The sequence below is a fragment of the Pseudomonas helleri genome (assembly GCF_009600315.1).
Classification (GTDB): domain Bacteria; phylum Pseudomonadota; class Gammaproteobacteria; order Pseudomonadales; family Pseudomonadaceae; genus Aquipseudomonas; species Aquipseudomonas helleri_A.
In genome coordinates this window covers 14,677-32,011 of record NZ_WIWC01000052.1, presented here as the reverse complement: position 1 = coordinate 32,011, position 17,335 = coordinate 14,677, and the positions used below count along the sequence as shown (strand labels likewise).

Annotated in this window: 18 protein-coding genes; 5 read left to right on the top strand and 13 right to left on the bottom strand. The window is 56.6% G+C overall.

Translation table 11 applies throughout. The features are described from left to right. From GHN86_RS21275 to GHN86_RS21260, 4 genes are all read right to left on the bottom strand, one after another. Window positions 1–473: DUF3304 domain-containing protein (locus tag GHN86_RS21275; protein WP_153382130.1), on the bottom strand; the 473-nt coding region annotated here is incomplete at its 3' end. Further along, the gene (locus GHN86_RS21270) at window positions 470–1,273 is read right to left on the bottom strand and encodes a DUF4123 domain-containing protein (protein WP_194286283.1); all 804 of its coding nucleotides are present in this window, start codon (window positions 1,271–1,273) and stop codon (window positions 470–472) included. The genes GHN86_RS21270 and GHN86_RS21275, both read right to left, overlap by 4 nt. A gap of 73 nt (window positions 1,274–1,346) precedes the next feature. After that, window positions 1,347–3,443, bottom strand: a complete 2,097-nt coding sequence (tssI, locus tag GHN86_RS21265; protein ID WP_153387255.1) for a type VI secretion system tip protein TssI/VgrG — start codon at window positions 3,441–3,443, stop codon at window positions 1,347–1,349. A gap of 324 nt (window positions 3,444–3,767) precedes the next feature. After that, entirely contained in the window at window positions 3,768–5,546 is a 1,779-nt protein-coding gene (locus GHN86_RS21260; RefSeq protein ID WP_194286282.1) for an ABC transporter transmembrane domain-containing protein, read from the bottom strand. Window positions 5,547–5,776: 230 nt separating this feature from the next. Here GHN86_RS21260 and GHN86_RS23475 point away from each other — a divergent pair, with 230 nt between their 5' ends. Beyond that, complete coding sequence (locus GHN86_RS23475; protein WP_194286281.1) at window positions 5,777–5,953, top strand: PA1571 family protein; 177 nt, start codon at window positions 5,777–5,779, stop codon at window positions 5,951–5,953. A gap of 64 nt (window positions 5,954–6,017) precedes the next feature. Here the strand turns inward: GHN86_RS23475 and pdxB are convergent, their stop codons facing one another. Beyond that, window positions 6,018–7,160, bottom strand: a complete 1,143-nt coding sequence (gene pdxB, locus GHN86_RS21255) for a 4-phosphoerythronate dehydrogenase PdxB (RefSeq protein WP_153382122.1) — start codon at window positions 7,158–7,160, stop codon at window positions 6,018–6,020. A 305-nt stretch (window positions 7,161–7,465) separates the two neighbouring features. On the opposite strand from pdxB, the gene GHN86_RS21250 reads away from it, so the two are divergent. The 4 genes from GHN86_RS21250 to GHN86_RS21235 all read left to right on the top strand — a co-directional run bounded on the left by GHN86_RS21250 (window position 7,466) and on the right by GHN86_RS21235 (window position 11,079). Next, complete coding sequence (locus GHN86_RS21250) at window positions 7,466–7,873, top strand: hypothetical protein (protein WP_153382120.1); 408 nt, start codon at window positions 7,466–7,468, stop codon at window positions 7,871–7,873. A 524-nt stretch (window positions 7,874–8,397) separates the two neighbouring features. Then, window positions 8,398–9,009, top strand: coding sequence for a hypothetical protein (locus GHN86_RS21245; RefSeq protein WP_153382118.1), 612 nt, complete (start codon window positions 8,398–8,400; stop codon window positions 9,007–9,009). A gap of 97 nt (window positions 9,010–9,106) precedes the next feature. Beyond that, a complete protein-coding gene (locus GHN86_RS21240; protein WP_323370002.1) occupies window positions 9,107–10,504 on the top strand; it encodes an MATE family efflux transporter in 1,398 nt (465 codons plus the stop codon). A gap of 104 nt (window positions 10,505–10,608) precedes the next feature. Next, window positions 10,609–11,079, top strand: coding sequence for an RNA methyltransferase (locus GHN86_RS21235; protein ID WP_323369529.1), 471 nt, complete (start codon window positions 10,609–10,611; stop codon window positions 11,077–11,079). 1 nt (window position 11,080) lies between these two features. Here the strand turns inward: GHN86_RS21235 and GHN86_RS21230 are convergent, their stop codons facing one another. The 8 genes from GHN86_RS21230 to GHN86_RS21195 form a co-directional block, all read right to left on the bottom strand. Beyond that, window positions 11,081–12,130: an AI-2E family transporter gene (locus GHN86_RS21230; RefSeq protein ID WP_153382116.1), complete on the bottom strand. Its 1,050-nt coding sequence runs from the start codon at window positions 12,128–12,130 to the stop codon at window positions 11,081–11,083. A 73-nt stretch (window positions 12,131–12,203) separates the two neighbouring features. Continuing rightward, window positions 12,204–13,022, bottom strand: coding sequence for a DUF4892 domain-containing protein (locus tag GHN86_RS21225; RefSeq protein ID WP_153382114.1), 819 nt, complete (start codon window positions 13,020–13,022; stop codon window positions 12,204–12,206). A 145-nt stretch (window positions 13,023–13,167) separates the two neighbouring features. Next, window positions 13,168–14,022, bottom strand: coding sequence for an alpha/beta hydrolase (locus tag GHN86_RS21220; RefSeq protein ID WP_153382112.1), 855 nt, complete (start codon window positions 14,020–14,022; stop codon window positions 13,168–13,170). 12 nt (window positions 14,023–14,034) lie between these two features. Continuing rightward, complete coding sequence (locus GHN86_RS21215) at window positions 14,035–14,835, bottom strand: alpha/beta fold hydrolase (protein ID WP_153387253.1); 801 nt, start codon at window positions 14,833–14,835, stop codon at window positions 14,035–14,037. Window positions 14,836–14,944: 109 nt separating this feature from the next. After that, complete coding sequence (locus tag GHN86_RS21210) at window positions 14,945–15,388, bottom strand: hotdog fold thioesterase (RefSeq protein WP_153382108.1); 444 nt, start codon at window positions 15,386–15,388, stop codon at window positions 14,945–14,947. 119 nt (window positions 15,389–15,507) lie between these two features. Next, window positions 15,508–15,957 carry a phosphohistidine phosphatase SixA gene (sixA, locus tag GHN86_RS21205; protein ID WP_153382106.1) on the bottom strand — a complete coding sequence of 150 codons (450 nt, stop codon included), beginning with the start codon at window positions 15,955–15,957 and terminating at the stop codon, window positions 15,508–15,510. Next, window positions 15,954–16,277 carry a DUF4389 domain-containing protein gene (locus tag GHN86_RS21200; RefSeq protein ID WP_153382105.1) on the bottom strand — a complete coding sequence of 108 codons (324 nt, stop codon included), beginning with the start codon at window positions 16,275–16,277 and terminating at the stop codon, window positions 15,954–15,956. Before GHN86_RS21200 ends, sixA begins: the two co-directional genes overlap by 4 nt. A 15-nt stretch (window positions 16,278–16,292) precedes the next feature. Next, window positions 16,293–17,318, bottom strand: a complete 1,026-nt coding sequence (locus GHN86_RS21195; RefSeq protein ID WP_153382103.1) for an NAD(P)H-dependent glycerol-3-phosphate dehydrogenase — start codon at window positions 17,316–17,318, stop codon at window positions 16,293–16,295. Window positions 17,319–17,335: the final 17 nt, after the last annotated feature.

Sequence of the window (17,335 nt, the reverse complement as noted above, 5' to 3'; positions counted from 1 at the left end):
GGATAACCGGGCATGCCGGGCAGATGCGCTACCGCCGACACCACCACTTGGTCACAGGGCAGAAAATGCACATCAACGACACCCAGCTTTTCGTAGGGCGCAACTTCAACGACAGCACGGTGGCGGGTGTTTTTCTTACGCATTTCCTTCATTCGTGCACGCCAAGCATCTGAAAACAGAGGCTCTGACAAAGTGGCGTAATCGTAAGGCGAAGGATCCTTCTCCCACTCCACCACCACGGCCAGCCCTTCACGCCATTGCACCGGCAACATCGCACAGCACATCTGGCTACCCGGACCACCGCCATAGGGGCCGAGGTTCGGGCCACCGCCGCCGTTAACGCTGAATTGGTTGATGGCCGCCGAAGTGTGGTTAATCCCTGAAATGGGCGCCCCCAACATCGTCGGCCGCGACTCGACACAACCTTGCAGCAACAGGCAGAGCAAAACCGCAATTGATCGACAGCGCTTCATGACGAACGCCCATCATCAAGCATGTTTCTGGGGGTGTGGGTGGCCAGCCACTGTTGAACAAACGCCTCTCTGTCAGCGTCCTGCACGCACTCGCGCCGAACTGCCAGATGGCCCTCGAACAGCACATTCAGCCAGTCTTCGAACGCGGTAAAACCATGACGATCCGATGCTCTGTGCTCTAGGTGCCACTGCTCGGCCAAGGTCCAGGCTTGCATATAGCCCATCTGCTCATCACTGAGGCTCAGCACCGACGTCGGTATAACGCCGGGTAAGGAAGGATTACCCACTACTGTGCGAACTCGGCCATCGCGGCTTAGCCATAACCACTCAATTACCGGGGCATGAAAATAGGGGCGTTGAGGGGGATCAAGCATGAAGCCGACGATGGCAAACAGCCGTGAATCGTAGTAACGCAAAATGCCGGTGCAGGTTCCTCTGCTCCATTGCGCCTGCGTACAGTCGCGCAAGTGTGAGGCCAGTTCAGGGAACGCCCAGCGACTCAACAGGTTCAGCGGACCGGCTTTTTTGTAGGACCGTTGAGTGAAGGTATTCAACCACTGGGTATGGGTTTCAATGCCCAGTTGCAGACGTACCAGCAGTGGGCCCAGCGCTCTGCTGGCATGCTCAGGGGTCCGCTCAAACAACAAGGCCTGCAACGGCTGGGGTTCAAGGGCGGCGAGCGATTCACGCTGTGACTCACTGAACAGTGTCCCGTCGATCAGCACGTCCAGATGTGCCAGCTCCAGCCGCTGCGCTTTCTTTCGCAAGTGTTCAGACCACTCGCTTGCATCCAGATACATAAAAACTCCTTGATTCACGGACCCCATTCATGCGCTTTGCCGGCACCACGCGTGTGCCACCTGAACGCTCCAGTTAACGAGCAACGACGGCCTGCACCTGCTCACTGGCGCGCTGCAGGCAGTCTTTGCACACGGGCGACGGGGTTTGAGGCGGCTGCGGGGCGTCACTGATGCCCACCCCCTGCGTTTCCATCCATTCGAGCAATCGGGCAGCGGTGGCTTGGGGCGTCTCCCCCGCCAGCCCCGGCAAGGCTGGCACCGGGGCCGCACCCGTGACCGCAGAGCCGCCGGGCAGGATCAAGGCGCTGCTGAAGATCCCGTCATCGGAAATCACTATGTGCTGCCCTCCCGCTTTCAGGGTCAGGCTGGCACCCGCGTCGATCACCACCTCGGCGCCTGCATGCAAATGCACTTTCTGACCGGCCATGACCGCAAATACCTGCCCGGTGCTGTTAAAGCTGTTGCCGGCAACGGTGAGGTGGTCGTTGCTCAACAGTTGCACCTTGCGCTCGCCCGTGACGTGGTGATGTTCTTCAGCGTTGAGCTGGCTGTAGCAGTTGCCATGGATCTGGCTGCGCTGCTCGTGGCCGACTTCGAGGCGGTGGTCATGCTTGACCTGCGCCAGCAGGTCGCGTTCGGCGTGCACATAAATGTGTTCCGCGCCTTTGCGGTCTTCGATGCGCAGTTCATTGGAGCCACCGCCCCCCGGCGAGCTGAGGGTTTTGAACACACTTCGGGTTTTATGCGTCGGCAACTCGTAAGGCACGGTGTGGGTTTTGTTATGCAGCGCGCCATTTAGAACCGGCCGGTCGCAATCACCCTCAAGGAATAAAATCATCACTTCCATGCCGACCCGCGGCAGGGTCTGGCTGCCATATTGGTTGCCCGCCCAGTTGCTGACGGTGCGCAACCAGCAACTGCTTTGGTCGGTGTCGATGCCGCTGCGGTCCCAATGGAAGCGCACTTTTACCCGGCCAAACTCATCGCAATGGATCTCTTCTCCGGGCGGGCCGGTGACCACTGCGGTCTGGCCAGTCGCCACCAGGGTCTTGGGATGCTCAAGCTGCGGGCGGAAGGCCACCTCTGCGGGCATGGCTTCGAAGGTATTGCGATAGCCTTGAAAGTCCGCGCTTGCCCAGGCCAAGTCACTGCCAGCCTGCTCCTGCAACACTTGCGGCTGATAGCCTTCGTGATGAATGTGAGTCAGCAGCCACAGCTCCTTGGGGCTGTAACGTCGATGGCCTTCAAGGCTCAGCACATGCCCTGACAGCAAACACGGCTCATCGCTGCTGCCATCGACGACACGCGCCCCCACCTGCAGGCGCTCCAGCGTACGCTGCACCTGGCGCTGAAGCTGTCGCTCAGGCAAGGCGTGCGCCGCATAGGTGTAATCCTCAAGGTGCGCGTGGCCATCAACGGTGCCTGGCTGGCCACTGAAAAAGTCTGATTCCAGCGTGACATGAGGCCGCTCAAAATCGTAATCGCGCTGGGTGGTGCGGCGAGTGTGGATTTGCTGACGTTCCCACCAGCGCTTGATCGAAGGCTGATGGCCTGCCATGCCGTTGGCGGGCACGAACGGCAGGGGCCGCGCCAGCTTGCCAAAGTTCATCTGCGTGTCGCCAAATACCAGCACACAGCCGGTGGGGCAATGCCTGAAGTGAAAATGCCAGCCCTCTTCTTCGCATAAGCGACGAATGAAATGCAGGTCATCTTCGTTGTACTGGGTGCAGTATTCTCGGGGTGCGTAACCGGGGGGGCCGAGTTCGAACAGGACGTCCAGGGTCAACTGAAGGTGATGTTCCTTGAGCACCTGGCTGATGATCTGCTCAACACTCAGGTTCTGGAAAATGCGCTGGTTGACCCGCAACGACAAGCTTTGCAGCCGAGGCGCAAGGATTAATTGGTAATGGCTGAGGTCGGCGCTGGAGTCACGGACGGCAAACTGTTGGATGTGTCCGAAGATGCCGTTCTTCTGGTCGTCAAAGGCCAAAAAGGCGGGCTGATGCAAGAAAGATTCAGGGGTCAGATCGTGCTGACGGCTCACCACATCAATGACAAAGCGGTAGGGTTGACTGATGGCTTCATGGCCATCGAACTTCAGGACATTCAGCTCATGGGGTAAACCCGGCACGGACAAGGTAATCCGTGGCAAAGGGGAAGTGGGCGGCATCCGTGTCTCCTCAGAAGGCAAAGGAGAGACATGGCCTGCTCCTTCGTCAGTTTTGACTGGGGAGTTATTAGATAAGGCAAATAAACATCTGTATGTCGGACGCTTCCGCCCAAAGAGTCAGATGGAAACGGTTTTACTGTGGTGTGCAACTGACACCGCTGCAATGTAGTCGCTGCCGAAGGCTGCGATCGAGCGCGAAGCGGTCGCAAACGAGGGCACCGCGGCGTGCCAGTTTTGCGACGGCTCTGCCGCCGATCGCAGCCTTCGTTCCTCGTCAGCGGCTACAGGTTATTAGGGTATCTGCAAGACCGTCATGGCAGCTGCTTATGCGTTCTCCGCCACCCCGCCATTAAATTGCAACGCCGCTAACCGCGCATACAGCGCATTACTGGCAATCAGTTGCGTGTGCGTGCCAATGGCAACCAGCTTGCCTTGGTCCATGACCGCGATCCTGTCAGCGTTCTGAACCGTCGCCAGACGGTGGGCAATTACCAGCGTTGTGCGACCTTTCATCAAGCTGGGCAAGGCTTGCTGGATTAAATGTTCGCTCTGGGCATCCAGCGCACTGGTGGCTTCGTCCAGCAACAATATTGGCGCATCCACCAACAGCGCCCGGGCTATCGCCAACCGTTGACGCTGACCGCCGGACAAGCCCTGACCACCATCGCCCAAATGGGTTTGATAGCCTTCAGGCATTTGCAAAATAAAGTCATGGGCATGAGCGATACGCGCCGCTGCTTCAACCTGAGCGGCGCTGGCGTGAGCATTACCATAACGAATGTTGTCTTCGACAGTGCCAAAAAATAACGCCGGGTTTTGCGACACCCAGGCAAAACAGCGTCGCAGGTCTTGCGGGTCCAGTCGGTCGATGGGCACGCCTTCGAGAAGGATCTGGCCCCGCTGCGGGTCATAGAAACGCAGCAGCAAATCAAACAGGGTGGATTTACCGGCTCCGGAAGGCCCGACCAGCGCTAGGGTATCACCCGCTTTGATCGTCAGGCTCAGTCCTTGGATCGCGTAGTTCTCAGGGCGCGAAGGGTAAGCAAAATACAGCGCTTCAAGGTGCAGGTTGCCCTGTACGCGCGCGGGTAAAACCTGCACACCCTGGGCGGGAGGCTCAATCAGGCTTTTCGATTGCAGCAATTCATCAATTCGTTGAGCCGCACCAGCCGCCTGCTGCAATTCGCCAATCACTTCGCTCAGGGTGCCAAACGCGCTGCCCACCACCAGGCTGTAGAACACGAACGCCGCCAGCTCACCGCCGGTAATACGCCCGGCAATGACATCCATGCCGCCCACCCAGAGCATCACCCCGACTGCACCCAGCACCAGCGAGATCACCAGGGTGATCAACCACGCCCGCTGCACGATTCGCTTGCGCGCGGTAGCAAACGCGCTTTCTACAGTGGTGGCAAACCGCTGCTGATCCTGCTGCTGATGATTGTAGGCTTGCACCGTTTTAATCTGGCCCAAGGCTTCGGCTACGTAGCTGCCAACGTCAGCAATACGGTCCTGACTTTGGCGCGAGAGGTTGCGTACCCGTCGACCGAAAATAAGAATGGGGGCCAGTACCAGCGGCAGCGCCACCACCACAATGCTGGTGAGCTTGGGGTTGGTAATAAACAGCAGCACCACGCCGCCAATCACCATCAAACTGTTGCGCAAAAACAGGGACAGGGACGAGCCAATCACCGACTGCAGCAGTGTGGTGTCTGTGGTCAGCCGGGACTGAATTTCGGAACTGCGGTTGTTTTCGTAAAACCCTGGATGCAGGTCGATCAGGTGGTTAAACACCTGCCGCCGAATATCAGCAACCACCCGCTCACCTATCCATGACACCAGATAGAAGCGCACAAACGTACCCACCGAAAGCCCCAGCACCAGCAACAGAAAAAAGCCGATGGACTGATTCAGCAAGTGCGGTGACTGGGTCATGAAACCCTTATCCACCATCAGCTTGATGCCCTGCCCCATAGACAGGGTGATGCCCGCCGTGACGATCAGCGCTAACAAGGCACCCACCGCATGCCAACGGTATGGCGATACAAAATGTGCGGCCAGACGAATGGCACGGCGTTGACGAGATGAAAACATTCGGGGCATCCAGAAGGTGAACCTGCGTGAAAAGCCTAAGATAAAGGGCCTGAATCGGGGAATATTTCTCACTCGCTTTGAATATGACCCATGACAACCAAGCCTAGGCCTTAATGTTCTAAAGTGGGGGTGGAAGTTTCAGGATATTTCTGTTGGACTGAGTTCGCCGCCAGGTTGTGTCACAACTTGGTCACTAAACGGAACTACATTAGCGCTACACCCTGATGAGGAGACAGGCCATGGATTTGCAACACAATGCTCAGGCGATTCCAGTGATTCGAACCCAACCACAGCAGTCACTGGGGTGCGCGATGATTGATGAACAGGGAAAAGAAATTCTGATCACGGAAAAGATGATTCAGGACGCCTGCCACGAACTGGACAAGCGCCTGCTCAAACCTTTTGGTAACGACTGATTCCATCTAACGCTGTAACGGCCCTCACACTGCCAGTGACTGCCGTTACAGCGTTCGTTTGACCTCACACCAGCACAGCCCCCAGCGCTTTGACCAACTGCCTCAACGCCACTGATTCACCCTCGACGTGCACCCTCAACCCCTCGATCTCCCGACGTACCGGGTATTTTTTGCGCAAAGCGTCAAAGGCCATTTTTTGTTCCTCGGCGCTGCCCACCAGACTGCGGCGAAAGTCCGCATCGTCGCGACGCGGGTCGTAGACACCACGACACAGCATGGCCAACGCCCAAGCCGGGTCGCTGTCGGCACTCAAGTGAACGCTCGCCAACCACGGCGCGGGCAGCAAGTCGTCAAGCTGAAGCTCTGCGGGTTGAGCGAGAAAATCACACAGCGCCTTATACACCTGCGCCGTGCCGCGTTGCTTGCCATCAAGGCTATAGCCAGCAATGTGTGGGGTTGCCAGTACGCACAGATCCGCCAGATCGACATCGACCCCAGGCTCGCCCTCCCAGACATCCAGAACGGCTTGAAGGTCATCGCGACGGATCAGCACATCACGCAATGCGCTGTTATCCACGACAGCGCCGCGGCTGGCGTTAATTAGCCAGGCACCGGGCTTGAGCTGATTCAAACGTTCAACATCCAATAGATGCCAAGTTGCATCACTGGCGGTTTTAGTTAATGGGGTATGCAGGCTGAGTACATCACAGTGCTCGATGATGTGCTCCAGACTCACAAAATCGCCGCCTTCCGCTGCTTGGCGCGGCGGATCACAGACCAGCACCTTAAAGCCCAATGCGCGTAGCACTTCGACCAAACGCCCGCCGACCTCACCCGCACCCACCACGCCATAGGTACGCTGCACCAGGTCGACGCCCTCGATTTCGGCCAATGTCAGGAGGCTGCCGAGCACGTAGTCTACCACACCACGGGCATTACAACCGGGAGCACTGGCCCACTGAATACCTGCCTGATCAAAATAATCCAGCGCCAGGTGATCAGTGCCGATGGTGCAGGTTCCAACAAAACTTACCGCGCTGCCTTCCAGCAACTCACGATCGACTTTCGTCACCGAACGCACCAGCAGCACGTCCGCATCATGCACATCGGCGCGGGTTATCTGGCGCCCAGGTAAGCGGCGTATTTCACCGAAACCGGCAAAGAACGCTTCGATCAGCGGAATATTTTCGTCAGCAACAATCAACATGGCAGGCTCCTTTCGCGGAGAAGCAGTGTAGGCGTTGTTGTACGTCATGAGCCAGTAGGCTGTGACTCAGAGATTTCGCATGGGAAAGGATAAATCCTACGCAACTACCGTTATTAGCCTTGAATTAACGGGATGAATCCTACAGCCAGAATGTAATCAAGATTGTTACCTTTCGCGACTCATTATTCTGACACGAGTCAGTTCACCCTCGCGTCAGGCAAGACACTAAAACAAGAATTAATGCCCCATTAACCATACGACAACTTCCACCTGCGCCCTCCTACTAATAAGAGAGATGGACACTGATGCCAACCAAGACGCTATTCGTGATCACTTACACGGCATTGGTGATCGCGGCCAATTATTACACCCCGTCAGGCATGATCAGTGACACTGTTTTAATCGCAGCCTGCACGATCCTTATCCCGGTGCTTATACTTCGCCATGACCGAAAATATTTTATCTCCCTGAAAAACAACTGGGGTTCGACATTGGGTTGTTCTTTTTTACTGGGCTGTATATTTGCCAGTGTCTACACCGTGGAGTTTTACTTCCACAACATAACCATCATTATTTTTGGCGTGTCCTTCGCCTCTCTTTACAAGGCCATGGCCCGTCTGTTTGCTTTTTTGTTTGTCCTTTCATTTGCAATAAACATCTGTGTATTCAGTTTGTATGACTTCTTCCGAATAAAGCCTGCTTCCAGCCTGTAATAGCTCCTGATTACACGGCCCTTGTATGCGCCTACCCCGCTCACACGTGGAGTCGACTTCCCTGCCGTGTGAATTAATCGTACGTCAATAAAACAAAAAAAATCATGAACCACACAACTGTATTGCATGCTGTGTTAGACCATTCCAAACGCCTGCGCGCGGTGGTTGACCGTTTGGGTTATTCCAGCCCTGAAACCACCTGGCGCGGCTGGCATGTGGCGCATTGTTTTAATTGCGAGCACGGCCATGTGATTTTTACTGCCCCATCCGCCCTGCTGCGGGCTAATGTTACGGGTTGCAAACAGTGCGCCGCAGAGGTGCGCTTGCAGGCTATACACAGGGCCGCACATTCAGTGGGGGCTACGTGCCTGGCAACTTGCTGGGAGGGCGAGCAAGCACTGTATTCGTTCAAGTGCAGCTGTGGGCACCTGTGGCAACGCAGGGGGCGCCATGTTGCCAAATCTCCTGCCTGCCCCTTGTGCATGCGTCGTGTCCACAGCCATCGCCTGCGTCTGGAAGGGGGAATGGAAAAGATCCGCCAGGCCGCAGCTGCGCGTGGTGGCGAATGTTTGGCCCACGTGTATGAAAACAGTGCTCACTTTTACCCTTTCCGTTGCGCCAAGGGCCATGAGTGGAACGCTCAAGGTCATGAGGTATTGCGCGGCAGCTGGTGCAAACGGTGCTCCTGGCTGCATAGGAGCGAACAATACCTGATGCCCAATGGCCTCGAACGACTGCAAGCAATCGCCGCCAGCCACGGTGGCGAATGCCTGAGTCAAGGGACGTACCGGGGAGTGGGTGTGCGTTATGGATTTCGTTGCAAACAAGGTCATGAGTGGCAAGCGTTGGGCAAGCGAGTCGTACGTGGAGGCTGGTGCCCTCTTTGCGCCAACGATAAAAAGCGCCTGACCCTTGAAACGGCGCAAGCCGATGCCATAAAAAGGGGCGGCCAATGCATGTCAACCGTATACACCAATAATTCGACGCCAATGGAATGGGTCTGCCACCGAGGCCACTTCTGGAGAGCTGCACTGGCGACAATCCGCAGCAACCACTGGTGCCCCCAATGCGCCATCATTGCGCGCATCACCAATCCTAAATCCAAGGCCCGTCTGCGCTATGGACTTGCACCTTAAACGCGAGTGAAAGCACAACTGAAACTCAAGGTTTGCGGGCCTTGGAGGCAAGCGTACAATTCTCGGCTTTGTGCGCTAATACTTTGGATATTCGCTTGTGAACTCTGCAACACACAACCTGCCTTCCAAGGGCGCCAGCCGGGTGGCCCGGGTTATTACCGAGGTGCGCGCGCTGTTGGCGCTGGCGTTGCCAATCATCGTCTCCCAGGTCGCCACCACCGCAATGGGTTTTGTCGATGCCGTCATGGCAGGGCGTGTCGGGCCTCGCGATCTGGCTGCCGTGGCACTGGGCAACTCAATCTGGGTGCCAGTGTTTCTGTTGATGTCAGGCATCTTGCTCGCGACTACGCCCAAAGTCGCTCAGCGATTCGGCGCTGACACGCACGATGATATTGGCCCCATCGTACGCCAGGCCCTCTGGCTGGCGCTGATGACCGGACTATGTGCAGCGTTTTTGTTGATCGGCGCAGAGCCGCTGCTGCATGTGATGAACGTCGCGCCTGACTTGATTGAGCCATGCATGGGCTACTTGCACGGCATTGCCAGCGGTATGCCTGCCGTAGGCCTGTATTGCGTGTTGCGTAACTTCAGCGATGGCCTGGGCAAAACCCGGCCCAGCATGGTACTCGGCCTCTGCGCGCTAGCCCTGAATATCCCTCTCAACTACATCTTCATTTATGGCCACTTTCGCGTACCGGCCATGGGTGGCGTGGGCTGCGGATGGGCGACAGCCATTGTCATGTGGTTTATGGCACTGGGCATGGTGGTGTGGACTTATCGCGGAACGATTTATCAGTCAAGCCAGGTTTACAGCCGCTTTGAATGGCCACAATGGGCAATTATCAAGCGGTTGCTCAGTGTCGGCCTGCCCATCGGTATCGCGGTTTTTGCCGAATCCAGCATTTTTGCCGTGATTGCGCTGCTCATCGGCAGCTTGGGCGCTACCGTTGTAGCGGGCCATCAGATTGCTCTGAACTTCAGCTCACTGGTGTTTATGATTCCCTATTCGCTGGGCATGGCGATCACTGTGCGTGTAGGCCAGGCATTGGGCCGCGGACAGCCCAGAGAGGCGCGCTTTGTGGCCGGTGCGGGAATGGGAACGGCGCTGGTATGGGCGTGTATTTCTGCGAGCCTGATTGTGCTGTTACGCGGGCACATTGCGACGGTGTATACCGCCGACCCTAGGGTGATTGAAGTGGCGAGCATGTTGTTGATGTTTGCGGCGCTGTATCAGTTTTCCGATGTCATTCAAGTCACCGCTGCCGGCGCGCTACGCGGTTATCAGGACACCCGCGTGACCATGATCCTGACACTGTTTGCCTACTGGGGCATTGGCTTGCCGGTAGGCTACGCGTTGGGATTGACTGACTGGCTTGGCCAAGCTAATGGCCCAAGTGGTCTTTGGCAAGGTTTGATTGTTGGCCTCACCTGCGCTACGCTTATGCTGGGCATACGCCTTATGCGCACGGCAAAAAAACGGATAAGGGCCGCATGATCCGTCACTTTCAATAGGTTTTGTGGGCGTATTTGATCTGAAGCGAGACGTCTGTTGGCGCTGTGCCGTTATACTCCCGTCTTTTTTCTGAAGGGCAACGGCACGTGGCAAACAAACGGTACAGCTGCATTGGTTTATATAACCCCAAATCACCGGAAAACGTCGGTTCGGTGATGCGCGCCGCTGGTTGCTATAACGTGGCGTCGGTGTTTTACACCGGCAAGCGCTATGAACGCGCCCGCGATTTCATCACCGATACCAAGAAAGTCCATCAGGATATTCCACTCATCGGCATTGATGACCTCAAAAAAATCATTCCTCTGGGTTGCATCCCGGTCGCGGTCGAGATGGTTGAAGGTGCGCGCTCCCTGCCTGAGTACACTCACCCGGATCGCGCGATCTATATTTTCGGTCCCGAAGACGGCTCGCTGGGCAAAGACGTGCTGGACTGGTGCGAAGACGTTATTTATATCCCGACCAATGGCTGCATGAATCTCGCAGCCACGGTCAATGTGGTGCTCTACGACCGCTTGGCCAAGGGCAACAACACCCGCTCCGGGCCCAAATTCGGCTAATTTAAACCTTATCTTTGTTCTGCTGGCTGGCGCTCCAGTCCACCAGCAGGCTATAGGCGATGGCCAGTAAGGTGGGGCCGATAAACAGGCCGATAAAGCCAAACGCAATCAAGCCTCCGAAGACTCCCAGCAAGACGATGACCAAGGGCAAGTTGCCACCTCGACTGATCAGGTAAGGCTTGAGTACGTTGTCGACACCGCTAATGATCAGCGTGCCCCAAATGCCCAGGAAGATCGCCATTCCATAGTTGCCTTTCCAGACCAGCCAAGCTGTGGCCGGAATCCAGATCAGCGGCGGTCCCATGGGAATCAGGCTTAGCAAAAATGTGGCCAGCCCAAGCACCAGAGCACCCGGCACACCAGCAATCAAAAAACCGATCAGCGCCAGCAAGGCCTGAGCAGCGGCCGTACCGATGACACCATTGACGACACGCTGGACCGTACCTGCCACCAACTCCTGATAGTAATCTGCACGCTCGCCGATCAATCGCTCCAGCAGTCCGTGAACAAAGGCGGCCAGACGTGGGCCGTCACGGTAGAAGAAAAAGACAAAAACAATACTGAGCGTCAGCTCCAGAATGCCGCCACCAATTTGCGCACTGCGTGCTAACAACCAATTACCCACCTGCCCCAGATAAGGTTTGATGGACACCAACAAGGCTGCGCCCTGCTCGTCAATGGTGTCCCACATGCTCACCAGACGATCGCCGATCAAGGGAATCCCTGCCAGCCATGTCGGCGCCTCAGGAAAACCTTCGAGCTGAACGTCTTTGGCAAAGGTGGTGGCGTCGCGCACATGGTCAGCCAAGTTGAACCCCAGCCACACCAGCGGCCCGGCAACCAGTAGCATCCAGCCCAGCGTCAGGATTCCCGCCGCCATTGACTCACGGCCCCCGAGGGCACGTGTCAGCAAGCGCATTAACGGCCAACTGGCAAACGCCAGCACCGCGCCCCAGAACAAAGCCGACCAAAAAGGTGCCATCACCCACAGACTGGCACCAAACAACACCAGAAGCAGAATCTGCACCAGCAGGCGATCGTTATTGAGCATGTGTGTTCCGCAGAAAATACAACGTGAATAAGAGACGACGGCTACGCCAAACGTAGCCGTCGTAACTGCATGACTAGCGCAGCAACTCGATATGCAAACCTTTGGCCTGACTGTTGCCCAGCTCCATACGAGTGGCCCGTACTCCTTTACCGATCAGCGCATCGCGCCATGCTGAGGCTTGGCTGCCGGTCAAGCTGACTCGGGCGGTGGTATCAAGGTTCAATGCGCGTGAAATCAGGGTCAGCCACTGTGCATCCGGCTCACCTGTGAGTTTAGGAAAGTCCAGCTCGCCCGTGCTTTTCAACTGACGTTGCAAGGTGGCCGAAGTGGGCAGCAACTGACCGAGGTCGGTGTTCGCCTGCATTTGTTCAACATGCAAGTAGGCTTTGCGGTTGCCCCGGTCGATGCCATACAAGGCAACCAGCTGGTTTTGCTCGGGGGCCGCCCGACGCAGCAACAAATAGGTCTGTTGCTCATCTGAACCCGTCAGTTTTGAGTTACCGAACACCTCATTTGCCCACAGGCTGCTTTCACCACAATCACGCGCCTGGCACCAAAACAGCAATTCGGCGCCTTGTGCTTGCAGGGCTTGCCGGGCAGCGGTGAACGCTTCGGTTGCACTGTGTTCAGCAGGCAATTCGTAAGTCACTGCGGTGGTCTGACCGCGGGTATTGAGCTGTGCTTCAAAGCGCAATCGACCACTGATCTTGCGAATTGAGCCGAGCGGGTAAATGCGCTCAACATCAGGGCGAACGGTGTAATCGACGATTTGTGCGTCGGCCAGGCGCGGAACACCCGGCAAATCAAGGCTGCCGGGAACATCGGCGGCCCACAGCAGAGGACTTGAACAAGCCAAACCCAACGCCAGAATAAGACGGGCAGAATGCTTCATCGGCGCATGCCACGCAGCGGTGACGTGTCATTGTGCATCCATGCGATAGAGACCGGATGGCCTTTCGAGGTCGCAGCGGTGTAGAGATCTATCATGGTTGTCTCCCATTTCAACCCGCCAAGCCTCGGCAGTTGGTTGCCGCAAGTCAAGGAGCAGCGAAGAACCGATTGAAACAGTCTGCAACAAGGATGGCGCCCGCCTCGTCATTCAGGTGCAAATGATGCCCCCCGGCCAACCGTTCAAGAGTGAAGGGTAGACGCTCCAGCAACTCGGGATGATCAATCAGCATACCCTGCTCAGCCACGACCAATTTAGTCGGGCACGCCACTCGCTGAACAAACGACATGGCCTGCTCGTCAGTCAGGCGCACAGGTGACGGCAAAGTCAGGCGACTGTCGCTGCGCCAGCTATAGCCGCCGGGGACGGGCATCAGCCCACGCAGGGCTAAAAGCTCTGCCGCTTCTCGACTGACCGCGACCATGCCTTTCATTCGCGCATCAATCGCCCGCTCCAGTGTTGGGTGCACTGATTTGTGCTTATTTTGGAGGTCAAGTTGAGCTTGCAGGGCTTTGCCCATTTGCCGGGCTGCATCCTCTGCGGGGCCGCTTCGCAGCAAAATGCCGTCAATCAGCGCCAAGTGCGTGATGCGCTCGGGAAATGCGCCAGCAATGACCACTGAAACAATCGCGCCCAAAGAGTGCCCCAATAGAGCAAAGCGCTTCCAGCCCAACTGCTCTGCCACGCGCAACACATCAAAGGCGTAGTCCGCTAGTGCATAGCCTGCTCCGCACGGCCGGTGATCCGAATGGCCATGCCCGGCAAAGTCCAGTGCGACGATACGCAGCCCCTGAAGCTTGGGGGCCAACCGCGCAAAGCTGTTGGCGTTGTCCAACCAGCCGTGCAGGGCTATTACGGGCAAGCCGTCTTCCGGGCCGAAAATATGCGCAGCAAGCTCGATATGCGGCAGGCTCAAGCGGATTTCTTCAACCACAAAACTCATGCAATAGGCTCTTTAATGTCCAGAGTGACGAAGCGTCCAGCGGGCAAAAATGTCTTTAAGCAAGGCCGCCGTTTCATGGGGCTGTTCCAGCGGGAACATATGTCCGCCCGGCACACTCATTGACTCGCCGTTGGGCATGCGCGCTACGGCTTTGGCATGATGTCGCATAACCACACGACTGTCTCGACCGGATACCACAGTCAAGGGCACTTGCAGGGAGCGCGCACTGCCGGGGCTGGTGTGAGGAACACCCCGGTAGATGTTGATTTCTGTTGCAGGGTCAAAGCGCAAACGCAATCGATCTTCGACCGGATGCAGGCCATGCGCCAAATAAGCCTCAAAACAATCGGGGTCGAAACTACGAAACAGCGACTTGCTGGCCAAGTAGTCCCTGGCCGCCGCATGATCAGAAAACTCCTCACGACGCCCTACCGTTCGTCCGGCAGGGGTCAATCTGTCGATAAAACCAAATCGTTTGGCGGCGCGAATCACCCACTGATCCATCAAGGTCAGAACCGGTGAATCCAGCATGACCACACCTTTGTACAGATGCGGACAGCGCAACGCCGCGTGCAGGTGCAGCATCCCGCCTAGGGAATGACCTACACCCAAGACGGGGCCGTCTTGCTGTTGCAGATGAAAAATCAGCTCATCCACCAGATTGTGCCAATTGTTGTCTACCGGAAAACGTGGATCATGCCCGTGCAACGGTAGATGAGTGACCGCAAAGTCCGGTGCGAGGGCAGCGAATAACTTACCGTAGGTGGCCGATGGAAAACCGTTGGCGTGGGCGAAAAAAATCTGCCGAGACATACAAGGCGTCCATGTGTAGGAATACGCCTTATTGTCTGTAGGAAATTTCTTTATAACAACTTATAGATACGCCATGAGTGACGCCACACCGGCCACCGCATGACCATTATCACCGCACTGGCGGCGGGTCACCCAATGGCACTACCACTACGGTCAGTCGGGATATGCAGTTGAGTTTACCGCTCTCATCGGTCAGGCGGATGTCCCACACATGGGTTGTGCGCCCCATATGGATCGGCCGCGCGACAGCACTGACACGACCGCTGCGCACACCGCGCAGGTGGTTGGCGTTAACCTCTAATCCCACGCAATAAAATTTTTGGGAATCGATGCACAGGTAACTGGCCATTGAACCCAGGGTTTCAGCCAGAACCACGGAAGCACCACCATGCAGCAAGCCAAAAGGCTGGTGAGTGCGATGGTCAACCACCATGCTTGCCGTGATTGATTCATCGTCGTACGCATCAAACGTGATATCGAGCACGTCGCAAATGGTGTTTTTACGCATCGCGTTGAGGTGTGCCAGATCGGGCACGCGGGTCCATATACTCATGTGGCATTCCTGGGTCAGAGAGTGTTGCTGAGGTCTGTATCACCTGAACTATGTTTCACTCTGCGACCTTTGTGCAACCGCACTGAGCTGTAGCCAGTGCTTCACTGTCGCAAGGAGAGTCAGGAATTAACCACACCCAGCAATGTCATGCTGCCGGCCAGAGGCCACTCACCTTCAAGTTCTGCAAGGCTCGCTGTTTGCATGGGCTGTGGCTGACGCAAATGGCCGAATTGAAGCAGGCTGATCAAGTCGCCCACGAAAGGCTGATGACTCACCAGAAGCACGTGCCCATCATCAGGGAGTCGGCTGGCGGCATATCTGGGTTCGCTGTCTGGCGTCAGCCACGGCACGGTTTTCAACTCCCCCGTAAACCCCAGCACTTCACACACCAACGCGGCGGTTTGCTGCGCCCGCACATAGGGACTGACCCAGATGCGATCCAGCGGTTTGCCCTCAAGGTAAGCTGTACTGCACCGCACCTGTTCACGCCCTCGGGCAGTCAGTGCACGTTCAGCATCACGCCGGGCGTATGGCTCCGCTTCTCCGTGTCGTAAAACCCACAGTTTCATGGCTTGCTCTCGGTGCTGGCCACATAAGGCGCCTCGCCCTCTGGCGCACGCGCCGTCGGCCAATCAGCGAATGGCCAGGGTTTTTGCTCAGTTTGAAAGCTGCCAAAGCGGCCTATTTGCGCCAGATACTGGCTAAGGCTGTCACCAAAGCTCATCAGCCCGCCATTAGGCGCACCGTAGACCAGACGGAATATCAGTTGCACCAGTACCAGCCCGCCAAGCACCAGCTGCGCGACTTGCCAGACCAGAAGGAAGACCAGCATCCACAGCACACGCAAAACAATGGACTCGTACTTCGGGGCATTTTTGGAATCATTCATGTGCTGCTCCTTCGTTTAGTTAAAACCACTCGGGGAGATAAAGTCGACATCGGTCTTGGGTTCAGCACGCATCAGTAATTCGATGACTTGCGCAAGTGTGCGTCCTTCAAAAAGGACGGCGTGCAAGCCGGCAACCAGTGGCATGTACACATTCAATTCCTGAGCCTTCTCCTTGAGTACTTTGAGCGTATTAACACCCTCGGCGACTTCACCCAGACGGGTGACGGCTTCTTCAAGGCTCAAGCCCTGCCCCAAGGCAAAACCCACCTGATAGTTACGACTCTTGGGCGACGAACAGGTCACGATCAAATCACCGACACCGGCCAGTCCCAGGAAGGTCATCGGATTGGCCCCTTGGCTGACCGCAAAGCGGGTCATTTCTGCAAGCGCACGGGTAATCAGCATGCTCTTGGTGTTTTCACCCATCCCCAGCGCCACGGCCATGCCGGCCATAATCGCGTAGACGTTTTTCAATGCCCCGCCCAACTCAACGCCAAAACGGTCAGCACTGGCGTATACGCGAAAAGTACGGCCATGCAGCGCCGCCTGAACATGGGTGCACAGCGCCTCATCGGCACTGGCCACCACGGTTGCTGTCAGGGCATGTTCTGCCACCTCGCGCGCCAGATTAGGCCCGGACAAAACCCCGATTCGGGCTTGCGGGGCTATTTCCTCAAGGATTTCACTCATCAATTTAAAACTGTGTGCTTCAATCCCTTTGGTCAGACTGATCAGCATTTTTCCGCTCAAGCGCTCGGCATGCTCGGCCAGCACATTGCGCAAGGCACTGGAAGGTAACGCCACAAAGCACAGATCACAGTCATCAAGTGTCACTTGCAGATCTGTAACCGGTTCAACCCCGGGATGAATTTTGATGCCTTTAAGGTAGCGTGGGTTTTCTCGATTAAGCCGGATCGCCTCGGCTTGCTCGGGATCGCGCATCCATTGGCGTACGCGATGACCATTTTCTGCCAGCAAGTTGGCCACGGCGGTGCCAAAGCTTCCGCCTCCCAAGACCGCAATAGCGCGCTGTTCAGTCATCTGTCGTCCCGTCATCT